This is a genomic window from Bizionia argentinensis JUB59 (genome assembly GCF_000224335.1).
Lineage (GTDB): Bacteria > Bacteroidota > Bacteroidia > Flavobacteriales > Flavobacteriaceae > Algorimicrobium > Algorimicrobium argentinense.
Window position 1 is genome coordinate 1 of sequence record NZ_AFXZ01000061.1, and the last position, 17,777, is coordinate 17,777.

The 17,777-nt window shown below is 32.9% G+C and carries 16 protein-coding genes; 4 read left to right on the top strand and 12 right to left on the bottom strand.

What is annotated here, in order from left to right; translation table 11 throughout:
- Positions 1–123: 123 nt before the first annotated feature.
- From BZARG_RS16075 to BZARG_RS13155, 12 genes are all read right to left on the bottom strand, one after another.
- Positions 124–276, bottom strand: a complete 153-nt coding sequence (locus BZARG_RS16075; RefSeq protein WP_316927858.1) for a transposase — start codon at positions 274–276, stop codon at positions 124–126.
- A gap of 799 nt (positions 277–1,075) precedes the next feature.
- The gene (locus tag BZARG_RS13105) at positions 1,076–1,312 is read right to left on the bottom strand and encodes a DUF6095 family protein (protein ID WP_123766968.1); all 237 of its coding nucleotides are present in this window, start codon (positions 1,310–1,312) and stop codon (positions 1,076–1,078) included.
- Complete coding sequence (gene murQ / locus BZARG_RS13110) at positions 1,293–2,117, bottom strand: N-acetylmuramic acid 6-phosphate etherase (RefSeq protein ID WP_040288799.1); 825 nt, start codon at positions 2,115–2,117, stop codon at positions 1,293–1,295. Before murQ ends, BZARG_RS13105 begins: the two co-directional genes overlap by 20 nt.
- A 44-nt stretch (positions 2,118–2,161) precedes the next feature.
- Entirely contained in the window at positions 2,162–2,971 is an 810-nt protein-coding gene (locus tag BZARG_RS13115; RefSeq protein WP_040288816.1) for a DUF4249 domain-containing protein, read from the bottom strand.
- Positions 2,972–2,975: 4 nt separating this feature from the next.
- Complete coding sequence (locus BZARG_RS13120) at positions 2,976–5,345, bottom strand: TonB-dependent receptor (protein WP_008639236.1); 2,370 nt, start codon at positions 5,343–5,345, stop codon at positions 2,976–2,978.
- Positions 5,346–5,424: 79 nt separating this feature from the next.
- The gene (locus tag BZARG_RS13125) at positions 5,425–7,650 is read right to left on the bottom strand and encodes an NADP-dependent isocitrate dehydrogenase (protein ID WP_008639296.1); all 2,226 of its coding nucleotides are present in this window, start codon (positions 7,648–7,650) and stop codon (positions 5,425–5,427) included.
- A 157-nt stretch (positions 7,651–7,807) separates the two neighbouring features.
- The gene (locus BZARG_RS13130; RefSeq protein ID WP_040288801.1) at positions 7,808–8,380 is read right to left on the bottom strand and encodes a pentapeptide repeat-containing protein; all 573 of its coding nucleotides are present in this window, start codon (positions 8,378–8,380) and stop codon (positions 7,808–7,810) included.
- Between the two features lie 704 nt (positions 8,381–9,084).
- Complete coding sequence (gene rplS, locus BZARG_RS13135; RefSeq protein WP_008639234.1) at positions 9,085–9,438, bottom strand: 50S ribosomal protein L19; 354 nt, start codon at positions 9,436–9,438, stop codon at positions 9,085–9,087.
- A 143-nt stretch (positions 9,439–9,581) separates the two neighbouring features.
- Positions 9,582–10,259 (bottom strand): tRNA (guanosine(37)-N1)-methyltransferase TrmD, encoded by a 678-nt coding sequence (gene trmD, locus BZARG_RS13140; protein ID WP_008639202.1) that lies wholly within the window; start codon positions 10,257–10,259, stop codon positions 9,582–9,584.
- 208 nt (positions 10,260–10,467) lie between these two features.
- Positions 10,468–11,070: a hypothetical protein gene (locus BZARG_RS13145; protein WP_008639286.1), complete on the bottom strand. Its 603-nt coding sequence runs from the start codon at positions 11,068–11,070 to the stop codon at positions 10,468–10,470.
- Between the two features lie 197 nt (positions 11,071–11,267).
- On the bottom strand, positions 11,268–12,716 hold the full coding sequence (locus BZARG_RS13150; RefSeq protein WP_008639211.1) for a glyceraldehyde-3-phosphate dehydrogenase: 1,449 nt from the start codon (positions 12,714–12,716) through the stop codon (positions 11,268–11,270).
- A gap of 170 nt (positions 12,717–12,886) precedes the next feature.
- The gene (locus BZARG_RS13155) at positions 12,887–14,302 is read right to left on the bottom strand and encodes a trypsin-like peptidase domain-containing protein (RefSeq protein WP_008639219.1); all 1,416 of its coding nucleotides are present in this window, start codon (positions 14,300–14,302) and stop codon (positions 12,887–12,889) included.
- A gap of 148 nt (positions 14,303–14,450) precedes the next feature.
- On the opposite strand from BZARG_RS13155, the gene dapF reads away from it, so the two are divergent.
- The 4 genes from dapF to BZARG_RS13175 are packed head-to-tail and all read left to right on the top strand — an operon-like array spanning position 14,451 to position 17,704.
- The gene (gene dapF / locus BZARG_RS13160) at positions 14,451–15,230 is read left to right on the top strand and encodes a diaminopimelate epimerase (protein WP_008639252.1); all 780 of its coding nucleotides are present in this window, start codon (positions 14,451–14,453) and stop codon (positions 15,228–15,230) included.
- Positions 15,224–15,748 (top strand): GNAT family N-acetyltransferase, encoded by a 525-nt coding sequence (locus BZARG_RS13165; protein WP_008639271.1) that lies wholly within the window; start codon positions 15,224–15,226, stop codon positions 15,746–15,748. Before dapF ends, BZARG_RS13165 begins: the two co-directional genes overlap by 7 nt.
- On the top strand, positions 15,749–16,792 hold the full coding sequence (mltG, locus tag BZARG_RS13170) for an endolytic transglycosylase MltG (protein WP_008639273.1): 1,044 nt from the start codon (positions 15,749–15,751) through the stop codon (positions 16,790–16,792). It begins immediately after the preceding gene.
- A 3-nt stretch (positions 16,793–16,795) separates the two neighbouring features.
- Positions 16,796–17,704: a DUF2279 domain-containing protein gene (locus tag BZARG_RS13175; RefSeq protein WP_008639227.1), complete on the top strand. Its 909-nt coding sequence runs from the start codon at positions 16,796–16,798 to the stop codon at positions 17,702–17,704.
- The last annotated feature ends 73 nt before the right edge of the window (positions 17,705–17,777 follow it).

The window sequence follows — 17,777 nt, forward strand, 5'->3', positions numbered from 1 at the left end:
TTTTCATCAAGTCCAAAAGTTGTAGGATTTTAGAATTAAGCAAAAATAGTGGTCAGTCTAAAAAGTAAAAAGACTATGTTTCTAACGCCTCTGAACTGCGTTCTGAAAGCCTTTATTTTGGCATTAAAATTCTGCTAGTGCATTTGTGCTTCTGTTCTCAAAGTAGTTTATTATGTTCTGGTAGTGTATAGAGGTGGTTCTAGATATTGTATTAAAGCTTTTAAATACTACCTGTCTTACCTTTTCATCCCATTTAGCTAAACGCAATATTGCCAAATTTTTATCTTTAGTGTGGTTAAATATCCATGATGAATTTTGTCACAGCTTATATGCCTTTTCTAAATCGGGATACCTTTCAAAAAGTACTGGATCTTTTCCAAAAGTTATGGGATTTGCATATTATGCCAAAATAGTGGTAAGCCTAAAAAGAGTCAATCCTAAAGCTTGTGTTTTAAGTAGATATTTTAGTAAATATATAGGGGAAGTATTTAATATTTTAAAGCCTTAATCTAGATATCTATCAGGAATATTCTAAAATATTTATTATTTAGTGAGAATATTGGGGATTAATTTTCATCTTTTACTTCTCTCAAATTAAGTTAAAACTATATGCTTTAGTAAATCCTGCTTTAGCTTCTAAAAAAAATTGGCACGAACTTTACATCTTTTTACGAACTCACGCGTTCTCTGAAATTATTGCGCAAATGATTTCCTATAAATTTCACGGATGCAAAAGATTTTCAATCTGTTTCAAGAACTCATTGTACTTTAGTTTATAGTCATTTAGTTGAAAAATATTTTAAAATTGATTGGTAGTTAATCCGTATTGTTTTTTGGAGGTATTTTAAATTTAAACTAAATATACTACCTGATTAAATCAATTCTTATATACTTATAGAAGCTCTTTGCATTGTCGCTTTATTATTTAAATTCCCTTAAATTAGTCTATAGGAGATATAATATTTTAGATTTTTTGTCATTCAATTACCTGAAGTGGGTTAACGATAAAGTAAATAAATAAAAAAAGCGCAAGTTGCGCTTTTAAAAGTATAGTATAAACTGTAGTTATTTAATTCTAATTAAACATACTATCCATTATTGTTTTTAGTCCTTTAAAGGCGAAAAATATGGCTAGTCCGCAAATAACTATACCAATTATAAGTAAAGGAATATATAGTGGTTTCTCTTGATTACTAAAGGATATATATAGTAGAGTAGGACCTGTAAACATACAAGCCAATGATAATAGCATTTTTTTTAGGCCTTTAATAAGGATATCTCTGTTTGTGTGTTTAGTTTCTGCTTCCATCATTATAAAATTTTATAGCTGTTCTAACATTTTTATGTGATTCTAATAAACTTTGAGCAGTGGAATAATCAATATCCAATTCTTGAATCAACATCTTAATACCGCGTTGTACAAGCTTCTCATTACTCAATTGCATATCGACCATTTTATTTCCTTTTATATGACCTAATTGAATCATGGTCGACGTTGTAATCATATTAAGAACCAATTTTTGAGCCGTACCAGCTTTCATTCGGGAACTACCTGTTACGAATTCAGGGCCAACAACAACTTCTATAGGAAATTCTGATACCCTTGATAAGGGACTATCCTTATTGCAGGTCACGCAACTAGTAATGATATTATGTTTGTTACACATTTCAAGAGCAGCAATAACGTATGGTGTTGTTCCGGAAGCTGCTATTCCAATAACAACATCTTTGGATGAAACATTGAAAGCTTGTAAATCTACCCAACCTTGAGTTTTTGAATCCTCGGCATTTTCAACAGCCATTCTAATAGCCGAATCGCCACCTGCAATAATCCCAATAACTAAATCGGGCGACACACCAAAAGTTGGTGGACATTCCGAAGCATCTAATATTCCTAATCTACCACTAGTTCCTGCCCCAATGTAAAATATTCGGCCACCTCTTTTAAGTTTTTCAATAACAATTGAAACTAACGCTTCAATTTGAGGAATTACTTTCTTAACCGCAAAAGGAATGGATTGATCTTCGGTATTTATATTGGTTAGTATTTCCTTTACAGACATCGTTTCTAGATGATTATATTGGGAGTCTTGTTCAGTTGTTTTATTAAAGCTCATATATTCAAAATTACAAAATATTAGCACCAAAAATAGAATGTGGTCTATTGAATGGTATACGTTGTTTCAGCAACTTCAGATAACCTAAAGTAACCTAAAGGATAGTTAGTTTGATTGGTAACATTAATGCAGTTCCCGCGAACTGTTGCAGGTTGTGTTTCGAAAGGGCCACCACCGCCGGTTTGTTGTAAAAGTATGAACATAAATTCATAAAAGCGTTTTGAAACTGCGTAATTTGTTATAATTACTGTTTCATTCACTATTAAATCCTCCTCAAGATAGTAACCGAAGATCTGATTACCATTTACAAATTTATCTTGAAGTACGGACATCGTACTGTTTACAGGTAAGCTAGGTTTGAATTCAAGTAGATAATAATTTTCTTCACCAATGGGATCGGTAAAATAAGCCTTAATTTCGGTGTCTTTACCAGTAAAACCAGCTTCTAAATCCTGTTCAATATAATCGAAGTCTGGAACCGCTAAAAGTGTTTCTGTAGCTTTATAAGTTTCGTTGTCATATACTATTGTAAGATTATAAACTTTATTTAAAGCAGGAACGAAATTGCTATTTAAATAATTACCAGTTGTACCATCTTCAATAAAACTATAAATAATATCATTTTCATCTGTTATAAATACGTCGGCATCATTAGCAGGAGGAATATCAGGTTCAAAATATGGAGCGGTGAGTGTTAATTTAATTACCTGTCCATTTCCTGAAGTCCCTTTTATCCAATTTATTGATGCATCAATAACTAGTTTTGGTTCGGATGTTGGAACATCGATATCAATAACATCTTGGCATGATGAACACATTACAGTTATTAGAAATATATAAATTAAATGTTTCATGGATTTAAAATTTAAAATTATAAGAAACAGACGGTACGATTCCAAAAATAGATAATCTAGTGGCTTCATTGGTTCCAGTATCACGATTTTCGGAAAACGTAATGGAAGCTGCATTATGGCGATTGTAAACATTGTAAATTCCAAAAACCCATTCGGCTTGCCATCCGGATGTTTTTTCAGGTTTAGGTATATATGTTGCTGATAAATCTAAACGGTTATAAGTAGGTAAACGATATTCATTCCTTAAGCCATAATTTGGAATATTCAAGCCATTGTATTCGTATTGTGCGTTGGGGTAAGTAACTGGTTGACCTGTTTGAAACAAAAAATTCGCGTTAAAGCGCCATTTATTAGTCAAATCATAACTAGCTATAATGCTTATATCATGCGTTTTGTCGTAAGCCGTTTTGTACCACTTTCCGTTGTTTATTCCGGGTTCATTATTGTTTTTTCCTGGTGTGCGCTGTTCCGATTTAGACAAGGTATAAGCAATCCATCCTTTAAAACGACCCGTGTTTTTTCTGAACAGAATTTCTAAACCATAAGCTCGTGCTTCGCCATTTAATATAATCTGTTCAATGGCATCATTGGCAATTAAATCAGCACCATCTACATAATCGATTCTGTTTTTTACCTTTTTATAAAATGTTTCTGCTTCTAGTGAATAGGTATCATCTTTAAAATTCCTGAAGTAACCCAATGCTACTTGATCCAATATTTGGGGTTTAGCGTACAAACCACTCGGAGTCCAAATATCTAATGGAGTCGGTGAGCTGGTATTAGATAATAAATGCAAATATTGACTTAAGCGATTATAACTCGCTTTAATGGAAGAGTTGTTTTCCAATTGATACGCAATAGCCAGTCGTGGTTCTAAATTACCAAAGGATTTTAAAATTTTACCGCGTTTATATTTATCAATGTCAATGGGATCAGCTTTTTCATAAATTTGTAATTGTTGATTAAAAATAATAGGTTCATCATTTGCATATTTGTTCAATTCATCTTGGCCTAATCTTAAAAAAGAACTGTAACGCAATCCATAGGATAGCTGAATTTTATTAGATAATTTGTGTTCAACATCTAAATAAATGGCATTTTCAAATGCATATTTATCAATTAACTTGTCGGGGTTAATTCCAGAATCGTCGGATGAAGGTTTTATCTCACCAGGATTAAATTTGTGGTAAATACTGTTTAATCCATACTGTAAGGTAATATCGTTGTTGACATAATGTTTGAAATCGTATTTCACATTTGCATTTCGAATACCTGAATCCCAATTAAAGCCAATAAAATTAAGGTTTAATCCGTAGTAGTAATCGGAATAAATAAGTGATAAGTTTGAGAATAGTTTATCTGAAAACAGATGATTCCATCTAAAATTTAAAATCGTATTTCCATAGGTGTTTTTAAAGCTATCACTAAACCCAATAACATCGCGACCAAAATATCCAGATAAATAAACGTTATTATTCTCATTGAGTTTATAGCTTATTTTGGTGTTTAAATCGTAGAAATATGCCTTATTATCCAAATCGAAAAGCGGTAAAAATAAATGAGCATAGGTTGCTCTTCCGCCTAAAAGAAAAGAGCCTTTTCCTTTCTTAATTGGTCCTTCCGCTAAAAGTCGACTGGAAATTATACCAATTCCACCATTCATATGAAATTTATTCTTGTTCCCTTCTTTCTGATAAATATCTAAAACCGAAGACACGCGACCACCATATCTTGCAGGAATACCACCTTTATATAACTTCAAATCTTTAATAGCATCTGGGTTGAAGACCGAGAAGAATCCGAAAAGGTGAGATGAATTATATATAGTGGCTTCATCCAGAAGAATTAAATTCTGATCAGCAGCACCTCCACGAACATTAAAACCTGAAGAGCCTTCGCCTGCAGTTGTAACGCCAGGAAGTAAGGTGATGGATTTTATTACATCTGCTTCGCCAAAAACTACTGGTAGTTGTTTTATGGTATTTGCTGACATCGCATTCAAACTCATTTGCGGTTTTCGAATATTGAGCTTTTCAACATTTTCGGTTATAACCACTTCATTTAAGCTTTCAAAAGATTCTGTTAAGTTGAAGTTTTTTGTGATGCTTTCTGTAAATGTTATTGTTTCTGAAATTTGAGAATAACCTAAATAGCTAATCACAAGTTGATATGTTCCTTCGGGAAGAGTAATAGAGTAAAAGCCGTATTCATTGGTAGTTGCACCTGTTTTTAATTCAGGAAAAATAATATTAACGCCAATAAGAGTTTCGCTACTTTCTGAATCGGTAATAATACCTTTCAGCGTAAAATTTTCTTGAGACCTAATAGAATTTATACTGAAAAGCGCAATCAGAACTAAACATAATATCCGCATAATAATTAAGAGCTATTTTTATTAAAAGTATAAAAAAAAGCCCCTAAAGAAGGAGCTTTTTGTTTAAACTTTATAAAACTTACAAAGTTTTTAAAATGTTGTTGAACGTTTCACTTGGACGCATAATATCCGTTTTCATAACCTCATTTGGCTCGTAATAACCGCCGATGCTAATTTGTTTACCTTGAACGCCATTCAATTCGTTTAAAATTGTTGTCTCTCCTGCATTAAACAAAAGTGAAATTTTTTCAAAGGTATTTTTCATATTAATATCCTTTGATTGATTAGCTATGGCTTCAGCCCAATATTTAGCTAAATAAAAATGGCTTCCTCTGTTGTCCAATTCGCCAACTTTTCTAGAAGGTGATTGGTTGTTATCTAGTAACTTCTCGGTTGCTAAATCTAAAGCTTCTGCTAAAATAAGTGCTTTAGGGTTTTTGGCGGTTTCCGATAAATGCTCTAATGAAACGGCTAATGCTAAAAATTCACCTAAAGAATCCCAACGTAAATGATTTTCTTCTAATAATTGTTCCACATGTTTAGGAGCGGAACCACCAGCGCCTGTTTCAAACAAACCACCACCATTCATCAATGGCACAATAGATAACATTTTTGCACTAGTGCCTAGTTCTAAAATTGGGAATAAATCGGTTAAGTAATCACGTAATACATTTCCTGAAACTGAAATAGTATCTTTTCCGGCTTTAACACGCTCTAATGTGAATTTAGTTGCTTCAAAAGGCGGTAAAATACTAATATCTAAACCAGAAGTATCGTGATCTTTTAAGTAAGTGTTTACTTTTTTAATTAATTCAATATCATGAGCTCTTTTGTCATCCAACCAGAAAACTGCTGGCGTTTGAGAAGCTCTTGCACGGTTGACTGCTAGTTTAACCCAGTCTTGGATTGGTGCATCTTTTACTTGGCACATTCTCCATATATCACCAGTTTCAACAGGATGTTCAATTAAAACCTTTCCTTCCGTATCCACAACAGTTACTGTTCCGTTACTTTCAATTTCGAATGTTTTATCGTGAGAGCCGTACTCTTCAGCTTTTTGAGCCATTAATCCTACGTTAGGAACTGTTCCCATCGTTGTCGGATCAAAGGCGCCGTGTTCTTTACAGAAATCTATAGTCGCCGCATAAATACCTGCATAACTACTATCTGGAATTACAGCTTTAGTATCTTGTAATTCGCCATTTTTATTCCACATTTTTCCAGACGTACGAATCATTGCTGGCATAGAAGCATCAATAATTACATCACTAGGAACGTGTAAATTGGTAATACCTTTATCACTATTAACCATGGCTAAATCTGGACGACTTTTAAAAGTCGCATCAATATCAGCTTCAATAGCTTTACGTTTTGCATCTGGTAATTCAGAAAGGTTACGGATTAAATCACCGAAACCATTATTAACATCTACACCTATTTTTTCAAAATCGTTTTGATATTTTTCAAATACATCTTTAAAGAAAACGCGTACCGCATGACCAAAAATAATTGGATCACTCACCTTCATCATAGTTGCTTTCATATGCAATGAAAACAATACGTTGGTGTCTTTAGCGTCTTGAATTTCCGTTTCTAAAAAGTTTAAAAGTGCTTTTTTACTTAAAACGGTTCCATCAATAATTTCACCTTTTAATAAGGGGAAATCACTTTTCAAGATGGTTTTACTACCAGACGTATCAGTATGGATTATTTTAATGCTTGTACCTGCGTCTAACGTTACTGATTTTTCATTGTTTAAAAAATCGCCTTCGCTCATGGTTGCCACGCTTGTTTTAGAATCTTTACTCCAAGCACCCATAGAATGAGGATGTTTTTTTGCAAAATTCTTAACAGCTTTAGGTGCACGACGATCAGAGTTTCCTTCACGAAGCACCGGATTTACGGCACTACCTTTTATTTTATCGTAACGACTTTGAACGTCTTTATCTTGATCAGTTTTAACGTCTTCAGGATAATTTGGAAGTTTATAACCTTTTTCTTGAAGTTCTTTAATAGCTTCATTTAATTGAGGAACAGAAGCACTAATATTTGGTAATTTAATGATATTAGCTTCTGGTTGTTTTACTAAATCGCCTAAAATTGTAAGCGCATCTTCAACACGTTGATCTTCCGTTAAGAAATCTGGGAAAGCAGCTAATATTCTTGCGGCTAAAGAGATGTCTTTGGTTTCTATAGTTATTCCAGATGGTTTTGCAAAGGCTTCTACTATTGGTAAAAAAGATGCCGTAGCTAAAGCTGGTGCTTCGTCTGTTTTTGTATAAATTATTCTAGAAGAGTTTGTCATTATATTTGAATTTTAGTAGGTAATATTACCCATTATTTAAGCTTTGCAAATATACGGAATTCTTATAGGATTTTTAGCATAGTTTAAATTATACTCTGCCGTAGAATTGCATGATTACGAAATTCTCATTTGCTTCCAATTTTTTTGAGGAAACTACTTATTCTATAGTAATTTGGTAGTGATTTAAAAGTAGTAAAGCGCCCATTGTGGAAAATTTTGCTTGTTTAATGTTGTTTTGTTCAGGTTGAATACTAAAGTTGGTTGCGGTTTGTAAGTCTGTTTTTTCTAGATTGGTATTTTTAAAAATGGCATGGCTTAAGCTACATTCGATAAACTTTACTTTGGAAGCATTAGCATTCGTGAAATCCACATGATCTAAATTGCAGGATTCAAAAGTCATGGAAGTCAATTTCATGGCGTAAAAGGAAGCATAGCTGAAATTAGAGTGTTTAGCTGAAATAGAAAATAAAAAAGGATTACATTCTTGAAATAGGACGCCTAGCAATTTACATTCTACAAACGAAACGTCTTTAAACATGACACCTTTAACTTTTGCCGAACTTAAATTACAATTAATAAATTCGCATTCCATGAAAGATGTAGAAGAAAGAAAAACTTCTGAAAAGTCACAATCTATAAACTGGCAATTATCATATTCGCCTTTTGGCAATAGTTTTTGCGTGTAATTTTGCTTCTCAAATGTTTGATCGCAAATGAAAGGTTGATTCATATTAAGAATATTTGGACAGATGCGAAAATAATTAAAATATAGTAGGTAAAAAACGAAAGCCATATCATATCAGACGAAAGTCTGGTTTGACATGGCTTTGTTTGAAATAGTTTAACATGATCTAGGTGGTTATGCAACCACCAATTGTAAAATAATTTCTACAAAGTTCAATTCAAGTATCGCTATTTCAAAAATGAAACATTCTATTGTACAACTTTCAAAATGTATTGAACTGTTGTTAAAATGTTTCAGTTTACTGTTTTTCTTGATGTTAAAGCTTCTTCTAATTCACTTGCATGAACTACATACACTCCAAACATTGTTTCATAGTCTAATTCTTACTTTCGTTTCTAATAGACATTAGGAAACTTTCAACTTCTTTTCTTGCTAACTGCTAATGCATCTAGCACATTAAAAAGTATCATGATTTTTCAGTAAATCACGAAAACGTGTTCTACCTCTGAAACCTCAAAAAACAATAAGATATAAAGAAAGTATCTTTAAAGGATTAAAAATAAATTTGCTTATTTACTACAAAACCAACCAAGTTGTCTTTTAATTCTTTTACTAATATAAGGCGAGATGTTTGTTTTTCAAAACTTACAAGCAATTAGATATCAACAAGTTATAAACTGGAGTTGTTAACATTTGTTAATAAAAAAAGCCCTGTTTTCACAGGGCTTTTCAACGTTATCAACAATGTATTAACGTTTCATACTTTCTCTAATTCTAGCTTTCTTACCAGTTAAGCCTCTAAAGTAATAAATACGTGCACGACGTACTTTACCACGTTTGTTAACTTCTACCTTCTGCAAAGCTGGCATATTGATTGGGAAAATACGTTCTACACCAATTGTTCCAGACATTTTTCTAATGGTAAATGTTTCAGAACTACCTGTTCCTCTTCTTTGAACAACGACTCCTTTGAAGAACTGTACACGTGATTTTTCGCCTTCTCTAATTTCGTAATAAACTGTAATTGTGTCTCCAGCACCAAACTCTGGAAAATCTTTTCTTGTTACAAATTCTTCTTGTACAAATTTTACTAAAGATTCCATTTCTTTTAATTTTCTTAATTAATCCGAAACAACATGCACGATTTTCGCCAGAGGTTAACTCGGAATTGGCTGCAAAGATAACTAAATATAAATAAATTGCAATTAATAATTTCACTATTTAAAGGTTAATAATTAAACCTTATTTAGTCGTCTAATAAATCTGGTCTTCGTGCTTTTGTGCGCTCGTAAGCTTGATCTTCACGCCATTTCTCTATTTTTGGAAAGTTACCGCTGAACAATAATTCAGGAACTTTCCAGCCTTTATACTCTCTTGGTCTGGTATAAATTGGCGGTGCTAACAAATTATCTTGGAAAGAATCTGTTAATGCAGATGTTTCATCTCCTAAAACACCAGGAATTAATCTTATAACGGCATCGCATAATACAGCAGCGCCTAATTCGCCTCCAGATAGGACATAATCACCAATAGAAATTTCTCTGGTTATAAACTGATCACGAACGCGTTGATCAACACCTTTATAATGGCCACATAAAATAATGATGTTTTCTTTTAAAGATATCTGATTGGAAATACTTTGATTTAAAGTTTCGCCATCAGGCGTCATATAAATAACTTCATCATAATCACGTTGTGACTGCAAGTCTGAAATGCATTTATCTATCGGCTCTATCATCATAACCATACCAGCGCCGCCACCAAACTGATAATCGTCTATGGTTTTATGATTGTCGGTTGTATAATCTCTTAAATTATGAAAATGAATTTCTACTAATCCCGCGTCAATAGCGCGTTTTAAAATAGAGGCTTCAAATGGGCTTTTTAATAATTCTGGTAAAACAGTGATAATATCGATACGCATGATAAGACTTTTGAATTGCAAATATAATTGAAATGTTATTGAGAACTTGTCGTTTTCTATTGAAGTTTAATTAGTATCAGTATATAAGATTTGCTTCTAGTTATTGCTATATGAACACAGAATTCATTTCAAAATCACATTAATTTATATCAAAAAAAATCTGTAAACATTGTTTACAGATTTTAAAATAGTAGGATAAAAGGATTTTTTAATTAATTCCTTTTTGTTTATTTAATTCGTCTTGAAGTTGGCGTCTCACTTTTTGTTCACGCTCTAATGCTGTACGTCGATGATTTTCTAGTTCTTCCTCTGTTTCAGATAAACTTTTTTTAGCTTCTCGTGTTACAATATTACTATTTTTAAACTTGTATATAAATAGGAGTAGCAACGCTAAAAGAAGTGCAATTATAGACCACATAAGTACATTATAGCTCGGCTTTGTCATTTGTAAGCCGAATAATTCCATGTTGTTTTTTTCGTCTGTTGTTGTATCTAACGATACTTGCGTGTTCTTTAAACTACTTTTTAGACTTGCTATTTCGCTATTCTGATTGGAAATAGTGCCTTCGGCAGTTGCTAATTCCGAATGAATGGACTTTAAAGAATCTAATGTATGGGCTTTTAAAATATATAACCAGTTCTTTTTTACAACCTTATAATCTTGGTAATTATTAGATCGCTGGATAAGATATTCAAATTGGTTGTCTATGGTTCCACTATCTAGAGATAATTCTTCTTCAGTGTTTTGTGCATTTATTGAAGCGAAACTTGCTATAAATAAAAGAAATAAAAATTTTTTAATGATGCTCATTTTGTAGGTGTAAAGATATGTAGTTGCTAAAATAAGAAAATATGTTTAGTTATAAACAGAATACTGAAAAAGCCTCACGTCTGGAGGCCGATTTATATACGAACGTTATTAAAAGTTGGATGTTGTCGTATATAATATTTTCAAAAAAAATCCCGTTTAATATGAAACGGGATTTTTAGTGTGTATAGCTTGAACTACTAATAATAAGTATATCGTCTTACTTTAGCAATATATTTTGCTAAACGAATAACTTGGTGGCTGTAGCCATATTCATTATCATACCATATATATAGAACTGCATTTGTACCATCTGGACGTACAATAGTTGCTTTACTATCAAAAATAGCCGGTGCTGAACTTCCAATAATATCGCTAGATACCAATTCGTCACTCAACTCGTATTTTATTTGCTCTACTAAATCACCTTCTAAGGCATATTTTTTTAAAGTAGCATTAATAGAATCAACAGAAGCTGTTTTTTCTAAATCTAAATTTAAAATCGCTAAAGATCCGTTAGGAACTGGTACACGAATAGCATTAGATGTTAACTTGCCTTCGAAACTTGGTAATGCTTTAGAAACAGCACTTCCAGCACCAGTTTCTGTAATCACCATATTTAATGCAGCTGCACGACCACGGCGGTATTTGCTGTGGAAATTATCCACTAAATTCTGATCGTTAGTATAAGCGTGAATAGTTTCTAAATGTCCACTTTTTACGCCATAAGTATCTTCAATAGCCTTTAAAATCGGCGTAATAGCATTGGTAGTACAAGATGCTGCTGAAAAGATATCTACTGTATCTGGATTGTGCTCTCTATGGTTTACACCATGTACAATATTTGGAACACCTTTTCCGGGCGCTGTTAATAATACTTTATCAGCTCCTTTAGATTTTAAATGTCTGCTTAATGCTTCATGATCTCTAAAAGCACCCGTATTATCAATAATTAAAGCATTATTAATACCATATTTTGTATAATCAATATCTTCTGGCGCGTTTGCCGAAATAATATTAACTGTCGTTCCATTAATTAATAAGGCGCTATTTTTAACATCGGCAACAACTGTTCCTGAAAAATCACCATGCACAGAATCATTTCGTAATAAAGACGCTCTTTTTTCTAAAACTGTTTTGTTTATCTCGCCACGTGTAACAATAGCTCTTAAGCGCAACTGACTACCTTTACCGGTTTTTGTCATAAGCTCGCGTGCAACTAAACGTCCAATACGTCCAAAACCATATAGTACAACATCTTTTGGTTGGATACTATGTTCCTTTTTGGCGTCTTGTAATTTATGAGCAACAAAAGCCAAAGCGTTACTAAACTTCTTTTCTTCTAAATGGTATTCGTAAGTTAATTTACCGATATCCAATTTTGCAGGCGGTAAATCTAATGTTTTAATGGCTTGCGCTATTTCCACAGAATCGAAAATAGAAATTGGTTTTTGTACAAATTCACCAGCGTATTCGTGCAAGTTTAAAATTTCACTGACGTTACGGTCAATTAGCTGATTTCTAAATAGTACCAATTCGATAGACTTATCATACCAAAGATCGCTAATAATTTTAATAAATTCTACCGTAGCTCTGCGTCTATCGGCCTGAAAAGCTAATTCGCTTTCATAAGTCTCGTTAAAACTCATTGTGTAATAATTTTAGTGTGTTGTTAAAATAGTATATTTTTCAAGTTATTTTCACAACTTGAATTTAAGTGCAAAAGTAGTACATTCTAAACGTATTCGTTATGTTTTTTATATAAAAAAAAACCTTTCTTATATCAGTTTTGAAAGGGATTTTTATGGTTTGCAGCCTATTACCTAAATATAAAGCTCTGCTTTTGGCCGCGTCTATTTATAATGCTTATTTTTTCGAGTTGCTTATCAAAAGAATCACCATATTTCTTTTTTAAGGCGGAAATTTCATCAATACTATGAATTTCAACATCATTTATATCGGTAATTATATAACCTTTATTTAATCCGATTTTTTGATATAACCAGCGGTTATCGCTCTTGATTACAAGCACACCATATTCAATATTATACTGCTTTTTAATATCTTCTGAAATATTTTTAACCTCAATATCTAAAAATTCGGCTGACAAAATTTCATATTTCGATAAGGTTACAGGAAATGTTATTTCCGAATTATTCCTTAAAACAATTACATTCACAACGTCATCAGGACGTTTAGTGTTCATATAACCAGTTAAATCAGCGAATTTTGATATTTTCACATTATCAATTCTCGTTATAATATCGCCATTCTGAATGCCGGCTTTTTCCGCTCCTGATTTTGCTTCTACAGCTCCAACATAAAAGCCTTCTGTTAGGCTTACTTTAAGTTCTTCAGCGGCTTTTCCGTTTAAGCTAATACCGCTTACGCCTAAAATACCATTTTGCACGTTTCCAAACTCCATAATATCTTCTACTACTTTGCGGGCAATATTACTGGGAACTGCAAAAGAATATCCAATATACGATCCTGTTTGTGAGCTTATAGCCGTGTTTATTCCTACTAAATCACCGTTGGTATCTACCAAAGCACCACCCGAATTTCCGGGATTTACAGCTGCATCTGTTTGGATAAAAGATTGATTGTTTTGTCCAGTTAAATCACGAGATTTGGCGGAAATAATACCAGCTGTAACCGTAGATGTTAAGTTAAAAGGATTGCCGACGGCTAAAACCCATTCGCCAATTCTGACGTTATCCGAATCGCCAAATGTCATAAATGGTAAATCTTCATTAGCTTCAATTTTAAGCAAAGCAATATCTGTTTTTGGATCCGTTCCAATTAATGTGGCTTTGTATATTTTATTGTCGTTGGTAGTAATAGATAGTTCTTTAGCGCCCGCTATTACATGGTTATTAGTAATAATGTAACCGTCTTTATTTATAATTACGCCACTACCTGTACCAACTTGTGCTTGTTGCGATCGGCGTCCATAAAAGAAATCTTCCATGGTTGTTGGTGCTGAAACAACCGCTGTGTTTTTAACATGTACAACGGCATGAACTGTTTTTTCAGCAGCTTCTACAAAATTTGGAGCATCTGATATATTTAATGAACTGCTGTTTTTATAATTAGTAGGAAAGTAAGATGTTTGTTCTTGTGGACTCTCCGTTGTCGTAATTAAAGCCCCTGGCTCGAAATATATTTTATAAGCAGATAATGTTAAAACACCACCTAAAACGGAAACAAATAGGAGACTTAAAAATTTTTTCATAATCTATGTTTGTTTATTTTAATTGAATAACGTTTAAAATTAATTTATTATTGATTGGTTTCATTCGGTTTAACTTTTTTTAACGTGAATTTTAACGCCTAATTAACATAGGATAAAACCACCTTTAATTCATATATTTGCCCTGCTTATGACGAATACATTTTATAAATATCAAGGAACAGGTAACGATTTTGTTATAATTGACAATCGCCAACTTATATTCGACAAAAAGGATACCAAACGTATTAAGTTGCTTTGCGACAGACGTTTTGGCATAGGTGCGGATGGTTTAATTCTTTTAGAAAATCATGACACACTCGATTTTAATATGGTATATTTTAATGCCGATGGTAACCAAAGTTCTATGTGCGGAAATGGCGGTCGTTGTATTGTAGCTTTTGCTAGTTTTTTAGATATTATTAAACATAAGTCTCGTTTTATGGCTGTAGATGGTGAACATAATGCAATAATTGAAGGAGATTTGATAAAACTTCAAATGCAGGATGTCTCTGAAATCAATATATACGATACGCATGTTTTTTTAAATACCGGATCACCGCATCATGTACAATTGGAATCGGATTTAAAACTTTTAGATATTAAAGGAGATGGTGCTAAAATTAGATATGGTGAACCTTATAATGAAGCAGGAACAAATGTAAATTTCGTAACTAAAAATTCAGACAACAATTTTACGGTTCGAACATACGAGCGTGGAGTTGAAGATGAAACATTGTCTTGTGGAACAGGTGTAACAGCGGTGGCATTGGCCATGAACGCTGTTGGTGAAACTGAAAAGAACCTAATAACATTGGAGGTAGAAGGCGGAAAGCTGCAAGTTTCTTTCGATAAAAATGATTCTAAATATCATAATATTTGGCTTATTGGCCCAGCAACGCAAGTTTTTAAAGGAGAAATAACATGTTAACATTACAAGGTAAACATATTTATTTACGTGCGCTTGAGCCGGAAGATTTGGATTTTATTTACACAGTTGAAAATGATGAATCCATTTGGGAGTTAAGCAGTACTCAAACACCTTATTCGCGCTATTTAATTAAACAGTATCTTGAAAATGCGCATAAAGATATTTATGAAGTCAAACAGCTTCGATTATTAATTGCTAATGAAAATCATGATTCGATTGGATTGATTGATTTATTCGACTTCGATTTTAAAAACAAACGCGCAGGCATTGGAATTCTTATTTATAGCAAATCCGATAGGCAGCAAGGTTACGGCCGAGAAGCTTTGGAGCTATTAATTAAATATACCGAAACGTATTTAAATTTGCATCAATTATATTGTAATATTTCTGAAGACAATAAAGCCAGTTTAAAGCTGTTTGAAAGTAACGGATTTATTAAAATAGGATTAAAAAAAGATTGGAACTTTACAGATGGTTCTTATAACAATGAATATTTCTTACAACGAATTTCTAACTAGATGTATATAAAAAAAATAATTTGGGCTATTGCTCTTTTAGGTTTATTGGTAGCTGGTTACCTAGCGTATTATGTTTATAATGCCATGTTTGTGCCAAATACTACTTTTAACAATACGGAAGCGTATGTTTATGTTCCAACGAACGGAAGTTATTCTGATGTACGCGAACAATTACAACCGCTTTTAAAAAATATCAATAGTTTCGATGCATTGGCTAACAGAAAACAATACATTACTAATATAAAGGCGGGGCGTTTTGTTATTAAAAAGGGTATGAATAATAATGATATTATTAATACAATTCGGAGTAAAAATGTACCACTCAAAATGGCTTTCAACAATCAGCAATCTATAGAAGATCTAGCAGGTCGGGTTAGTACGCAAATAGAAGCTGATAGCTTGACACTTATAAAAGTTATGCTAGATCCGGAATTTTTAAAAGCAAACGATTTTTCTAATGCCACAGCTTTAGGGATGTATATTCCAAATAGTTATGAGTTTTTCTGGAACACATCAGCCAAGCAGTTTCGCGATCGAATGCTTACTGAATATAACCGATTTTGGACAGAAAGCCGATTGGAAAAAGCAAAAGCTCTAAACTTAACAAAAAATGATGTAATGACTTTGGCATCTATAGTTTACGAAGAGTCTAAACAAGGCAAAGAGCAACCTCGCGTTGCTGGTGTGTACATAAATAGAATGCGTATTAAAATGCCTTTACAAGCGGATCCAACCTTAAAGTTTGCTGCATATCAATTGCCAGAGTATAAAAACACGATAATTAAGCGTGTTCTTAATAAACATAAGGACATTGTTTCACCTTATAATACTTATATGTATACTGGATTGCCACCAGGTCTGGTAACTATGCCAGATATTTCAGCTATTGATGCGGTTTTAAATTATGAAAAACATAGTTATTTGTATTTTGCCGCAGATGCTAAACGTTTAGGATATCATAAATTCGCAAAAACGTTGAGCCAACATAATGCGAATGCTCGCGAATACCATGCTTACTTGTCTAAACAGGGTATTTATAAGTAACTATTGAAACAGGCACTTTTACATATTTTTATTGGGTTCACCTGTTTCACAGGGTTTGCTCAATCTGGTATCAATTCTTTTTTAAAACCAAGTGATACACTTAATAAACCAAGAAGAAACGCCCTAGTTATTTCTGAAATAGCCCTTGGAACGGTTTCATTATTAGCTTTGGATCAATTGTGGTATGCGGATTATCCGCGTTCTAACATTCATACTTTAGATGATAATAACGAATGGCTTCAAATAGACAAAATGGGTCATGCTTATTCTTCTTATCAACTGGGTCGAGTAGGAGCCAATGTTTTAAAATGGAGTGGTGTAAGCAGAAAAAATCAGCTTCTATATGGTGGCACTTTAGGTTTTACATTTTTAACGGCTGTTGAAGTATTGGATGGTTTTTCGGAAGAATGGGGTTTTTCTTGGGGAGATATGGCCGCTAATGCTTCGGGAACTGCGTTATTTGTTGGTCAAGAATTATTGTGGAATGAACAACGTATTACTTTAAAATACTCTTTTCATAGAACTAAATATGCAGAACAGCGCCCGGATAAGTTAGGAAATGGTTTAGCGGAAGAGTTTTTAAAAGATTATAATGGTCAAACTTATTGGTTAAGTTTTAATTTATACTCCTTTTTTAGTAATAGTAAAATTCCAACTTGGATAAATGTCGCTATAGGTTATGGTGCTGATGGCATGTTAGCTGGAACTAGGAAAACTTCAGATAATTTATTTTCAAATCACAATAGAATGCGTCAATATTACTTGAGCTTGGATGTTGATTTAACACGTATTAAAACAAACTCTCATTTTTTACGTACCCTTTTCGAAATTTTCAATACTATTAAGGTACCACTTCCAACCTTGGAGTTCACCGAGGATAATGGCGTTCGCTTGCACGGAATCTACTTTTAGTGCACTTAATCGATTAATTTTCAGATGTTATAAAAAAGTTGTATATTTGCACGCTGAAATTTTATTCACGCTT

Coding starts and splice junctions, on each gene's coding strand:
- mltG (WP_008639273.1), top strand. CDS start 15,749: ATGTATATAAAAAAAATAATTTGGGCTATTGCTCTTTTAGGTTTATTG.
- BZARG_RS13155 (WP_008639219.1), bottom strand. CDS start 14,302: ATGAAAAAATTTTTAAGTCTCCTATTTGTTTCCGTTTTAGGTGGTGTT.
- BZARG_RS13120 (WP_008639236.1), bottom strand. CDS start 5,345: ATGCGGATATTATGTTTAGTTCTGATTGCGCTTTTCAGTATAAATTCT.
- BZARG_RS13125 (WP_008639296.1), bottom strand. CDS start 7,650: ATGACAAACTCTTCTAGAATAATTTATACAAAAACAGACGAAGCACCA.
- BZARG_RS13150 (WP_008639211.1), bottom strand. CDS start 12,716: ATGAGTTTTAACGAGACTTATGAAAGCGAATTAGCTTTTCAGGCCGAT.
- BZARG_RS13115 (WP_040288816.1), bottom strand. CDS start 2,971: ATGAAACATTTAATTTATATATTTCTAATAACTGTAATGTGTTCATCA.
- rplS (WP_008639234.1), bottom strand. CDS start 9,438: ATGGAATCTTTAGTAAAATTTGTACAAGAAGAATTTGTAACAAGAAAA.
- trmD (WP_008639202.1), bottom strand. CDS start 10,259: ATGCGTATCGATATTATCACTGTTTTACCAGAATTATTAAAAAGCCCA.
- murQ (WP_040288799.1), bottom strand. CDS start 2,117: ATGAGCTTTAATAAAACAACTGAACAAGACTCCCAATATAATCATCTA.
- BZARG_RS13105 (WP_123766968.1), bottom strand. CDS start 1,312: ATGATGGAAGCAGAAACTAAACACACAAACAGAGATATCCTTATTAAA.
- BZARG_RS13145 (WP_008639286.1), bottom strand. CDS start 11,070: ATGAGCATCATTAAAAAATTTTTATTTCTTTTATTTATAGCAAGTTTC.
- dapF (WP_008639252.1), top strand. CDS start 14,451: ATGACGAATACATTTTATAAATATCAAGGAACAGGTAACGATTTTGTT.
- BZARG_RS13130 (WP_040288801.1), bottom strand. CDS start 8,380: ATGAATCAACCTTTCATTTGCGATCAAACATTTGAGAAGCAAAATTAC.
- BZARG_RS13165 (WP_008639271.1), top strand. CDS start 15,224: ATGTTAACATTACAAGGTAAACATATTTATTTACGTGCGCTTGAGCCG.